This window comes from Streptomyces sp. NPDC059456 (assembly GCF_042750055.1).
Classification (GTDB): domain Bacteria; phylum Actinomycetota; class Actinomycetes; order Streptomycetales; family Streptomycetaceae; genus Streptomyces.
In genome coordinates, this window is record NZ_JBHYVA010000797.1 from 1 (window position 1) to 3,601 (window position 3,601).

Genomic DNA, 3,601 nt, shown 5'->3' on the forward strand with positions numbered 1-3,601 from the left:
GTGCGGTGCAGGGCGAGGACGCAGACCAGCGGCAGGACGGCGAGCAGCAGCCCGACCCGGAGCAGTTCGCCCTGGCCGAGCACGTACGCGCACAGGGCGGCGGCGACTCCGGCGGCCAGGAAGGACCGGCCACGGGTGGTCAGCCCCGCCAGCGAGGCGCGCAGGCCGCCGGAGCCCCGGCCCTCGCCGCCGGCGCCGCGCGGGGCACCGGCGCTCATCAGAAGCCCCGGATGCCCGCGCCGGGCGGCATCTCGCCGCGCACCTGCGCGGCGGGGACGGGGGTGCGCTGGAGGATGTCGTGGACGACCTGCTCGGCGGTGCGCCGGTTCAGCTGGGCCTGAGTGGTGGGCAGCAGCCGGTGCGCGAGGACGGGGGCGGCCAGCGCCTGCACGTCGTCGGGCAGCACGTAGTCGCGGCCGGACAGGGCGGCGGAGGCCTTCACGGCGCGCAGCAGGTGGAGGGTGGCGCGGGGCGAGGCGCCCAGGCGCAGGTCGGGGTGGCTGCGGGTGGCGGAGACCAGGTCGACGACGTAGCGGCGGACGGGCTCGGCGACGTACACCTCGCGGACGGCCTCTATCAGCTTGACGATGTCGTGGGCGTGCGCGACGGCCTGGAGGTCGTCGAGCGGGGAGATCCCGCCGTGCACGTCGAGCATCTGGAGCTCGGCGTCGGGGCTCGGGTAGCCGACGGAGACGCGGGCCATGAAGCGGTCGCGCTGGGCCTCGGGGAGGGGGTAGGTGCCCTCCATCTCCACCGGGTTCTGGGTGGCCACGACCATGAACGGGCTGGGCAGCGTGTAGGTCGTGCCGTCGATGGTGACCTGGCGCTCCTCCATCGACTCCAGCAGCGCGGACTGGGTCTTGGGCGAGGCGCGGTTGATCTCGTCGCCGATGACGATCTGCGCGAAGATCGCGCCCGGCTTGAACTCGAACTCGCGGCGCTGCTGGTCGTAGATGCTGACGCCGGTGATGTCCGAGGGCAGCAGGTCCGGCGTGAACTGGATGCGCTGCACGGAGCAGTCGATGGACTTCGCGAGCGTCTTGGCGAGCATCGTCTTGCCGACGCCGGGGACGTCCTCGATCAGCAGGTGCCCCTCGGCGAGCAGCACGGTCAGCGCGATGCGTACGACCTCGGGCTTGCCCTCGATCACGCTCTCGACCGAGCGGCGCACCCGCTCGGCCGTGCTCGTCAGATCCGCGAGGCTCGCTCGGTCGTCATACGTCGTCACCTGGTTCTCCTCGGCCCTTTCCGCAGGGCCGACGCCCTCAGCGCACTCCGGCCCACCCCGACACGGACGCCGGCCCGGAGGGTTTTCCGGGCGACGTCTTCCCGCATTCTTGACGGCGCCCAGGCCTTGTGTCACTCACGAGGCGGGATCGATCTCCCTCAGGAGTCCGGTGTGCACGTCGAAGACGAAGCCTCGCACATCGTCGCGGTGGGGCAGGAAGGGGTTCGTCCGCACCCGCTGCATGGACTGGCGGACGTCCTGGTCCACGTCGCGGAAGGCCTCCACGGCCCATGCGGGGCGCTGGCCGACCTCGTCCTCCAGCTCGTGCCGGAAGTCCTCGGTCAGGCTTTCGAGGCCGCATCCGGTGTGGTGGATCAGTATCACCGTGCGGGTGCCGAGGGCGCGCTGGCTGATCGTGAGCGACCGGATGGTGTCGTCGGTGACCACGCCGCCCGCGTTGCGGATGGTGTGGCAGTCGCCGAGTTCGAGACCGAGGGCCTTGTGCAGGTCGAGACGGGCGTCCATACAGGCCACCACGGCCACCTGCAGGACCGGCCGGGCGTCCATGCCGGGATCCCGGAACTGGGCGGCGTACCGTCCGTTGGCCGCGACGAGCCGGTCCGTGACGGAGCCGCTGCCGGACGCCTGGGGGGTGGACTCTGCGGGCAGGGATGCGGAAGTCGTCATGCCTACGACGTTAGTGGTCACCGCTGGTAAAGGCATGGAGTGAGGGTGGACAAAGAACGTCAACCGACCTTGTTGTGAGCTAACCCACAGGGGTGGGTAGGGCGCGGCCATTCGGGTGATTCGGGGCTTTTGCGGGTTCCGTACGAGCGGGCGCGCACGCCGCGCGGGGCGGTTCGTTGACCGCGGCGACCGTTGCACTAGAGTGACGCGAACCGGCCGGAGCCCGGCCCTGACCGGCCGCCCGGCCCCCTGGTAACACTCCGCGTGCGCGGCGCGGCGTATGCCTGCCGCGCCGTTATCTGAGAGGGCGCTTTGACTAGCGAGTCCCGACATGTCCCGGTGATGCTCCAGCGGTGCCTGGACCTGTTGGCCCCGGCGCTGGAGAGGCCCGGGGCCGTCGTCGTCGACTGCACCCTCGGCCTCGGCGGCCACAGCGAGGCCCTGCTGACCCGGTTCCCCGAGGCACACCTGATCGGCCTCGACCGCGACAAGGAGGCCCTGCGGCTCTCCGGCGAGCGGCTCGCGCCCTTCGGTGACCGCGCCACCCTCGTCCACGCCGTCTACGACGAGCTGCCCGACGTGCTCGACCGGCTCGGCACCCCCACCGTCCAGGGTGTCCTCTTCGACCTCGGCGTCTCGTCCATGCAGCTCGACGAGGCGGACCGCGGGTTCGCGTACGCGCAGGACGCCCCGCTGGACATGAGGATGGACCAGACGACCGGGATGAGCGCCGCCGAGGTGCTCAACACCTACCCGCCGGGCGAGCTCGTACGGATCCTGCGCCAGTACGGCGAGGAGAAGCAGGCCAAGCGGATCGTCTCGGCGATCGTCCGCGAGCGGGACAGGGAACCGTTCACGAACAGCGCGCGGCTGGTCGAACTGATCCGCGACGCGCTGCCGCAGGCGGCCAAGCGGACGGGCGGCAACCCGGCCAAGCGGACCTTCCAGGCCCTGCGCATCGAGGTCAACGGCGAACTGTCCGTCCTGGAGCGGGCCGTCCCGGCCGCCGTGGAGCGGATCGCGGTGGGCGGCCGGATCGCGGTGCTCTCCTACCACTCGCTGGAGGACCGGCTCGTCAAGCAGGTCTTCGCGGCGGGGGCGACGTCCACGGCCCCGCCCGGGCTGCCGGTGGTGCCGGAGAAGTACCAGCCCAAGCTGAAGCTGCTCACCCGTGGCGCGGAGCTGCCCACGGAGGAGGAGATCGCCGAGAACCGGCGGGCCGCCCCGGCCCGCTTCCGCGGGGTCGAGCGCATCCGGGAGGCGCGGCTGTGAGCAGAGCCGGGGGACTGGGGCGGCTGCGCGGCGGCCCCTCGGGGCAGGCGGCGCGGACGCCGTTCGTCCTGCTGGTGGTGGCGCTGCTGGCCGGCGGGCTGATCAGCCTGCTGCTGCTGAACTCGGCGCTCAACCAGGGCTCCTTCCAGCTGAGCAAGCTGAAGAGGGAGACCACCGCGCTCACGGACGAGGAACAGGCGCTGCAGCGGGACGTCGACGGCTACTCGGCCCCGGACGCCCTGCAGCGGCGGGCCCACGAGCTGGGCCTGGTCCCGGGCGGCAGCCCGGTCTTCATCGGGCCCGACGGCAAGGTCACCGGGACCGCGGCGGCGGCGGTGGCCCCGCCGCCGTCGGCGACCCCGAACCCCGCGACCTGTCTGTTATAAACATATGACGCTCCCGACGTATATGTGA

The 3,601-nt window shown here is 71.9% G+C and carries 3 protein-coding genes and 2 pseudogenes; 2 read left to right on the forward strand and 3 right to left on the reverse strand.

Annotated features, from left to right (window positions below; translation table 11 throughout):
- From ACFXA3_RS38605 to ACFXA3_RS38615, 3 genes and pseudogenes are all read right to left on the reverse strand, one after another.
- A pseudogene (locus ACFXA3_RS38605) lies at positions 1 to 218 on the reverse strand (DUF58 domain-containing protein); the annotation flags it as partial.
- The gene (locus ACFXA3_RS38610; protein WP_385195384.1) at positions 218 to 1,228 is read right to left on the reverse strand and encodes an AAA family ATPase; all 1,011 of its coding nucleotides are present in this window, start codon (positions 1,226 to 1,228) and stop codon (positions 218 to 220) included. The pseudogene ACFXA3_RS38605 and the gene ACFXA3_RS38610, both read right to left, overlap by 1 nt.
- Positions 1,229 to 1,363: 135 nt before the next feature.
- Positions 1,364 to 1,915 carry a beta-class carbonic anhydrase gene (locus ACFXA3_RS38615; RefSeq protein WP_385195387.1) on the reverse strand — a complete coding sequence of 184 codons (552 nt, stop codon included), beginning with the start codon at positions 1,913 to 1,915 and terminating at the stop codon, positions 1,364 to 1,366.
- A 342-nt stretch (positions 1,916 to 2,257) separates the two neighbouring features.
- Here ACFXA3_RS38615 and rsmH point away from each other — a divergent pair, with 342 nt between their 5' ends.
- Positions 2,258 to 3,187, forward strand: coding sequence for a 16S rRNA (cytosine(1402)-N(4))-methyltransferase RsmH (gene rsmH, locus ACFXA3_RS38620; RefSeq protein WP_385195389.1), 930 nt, complete (start codon positions 2,258 to 2,260; stop codon positions 3,185 to 3,187).
- Positions 3,184 to 3,558 (forward strand): annotated as a pseudogene (locus tag ACFXA3_RS38625) (hypothetical protein); the annotation flags it as partial. The gene rsmH and the pseudogene ACFXA3_RS38625, both read left to right, overlap by 4 nt.
- Between the last annotated feature and the right edge of the window lie 43 nt (positions 3,559 to 3,601).

Excerpts from the sequence above, each read along its gene's own strand:
- ACFXA3_RS38615 (WP_385195387.1), bottom strand. The coding sequence starts at position 1,915 with ATGACGACTTCCGCATCCCTGCCCGCAGAGTCCACCCCCCAGGCGTCC.
- rsmH (WP_385195389.1), top strand. The coding sequence starts at position 2,258 with ATGCTCCAGCGGTGCCTGGACCTGTTGGCCCCGGCGCTGGAGAGGCCC.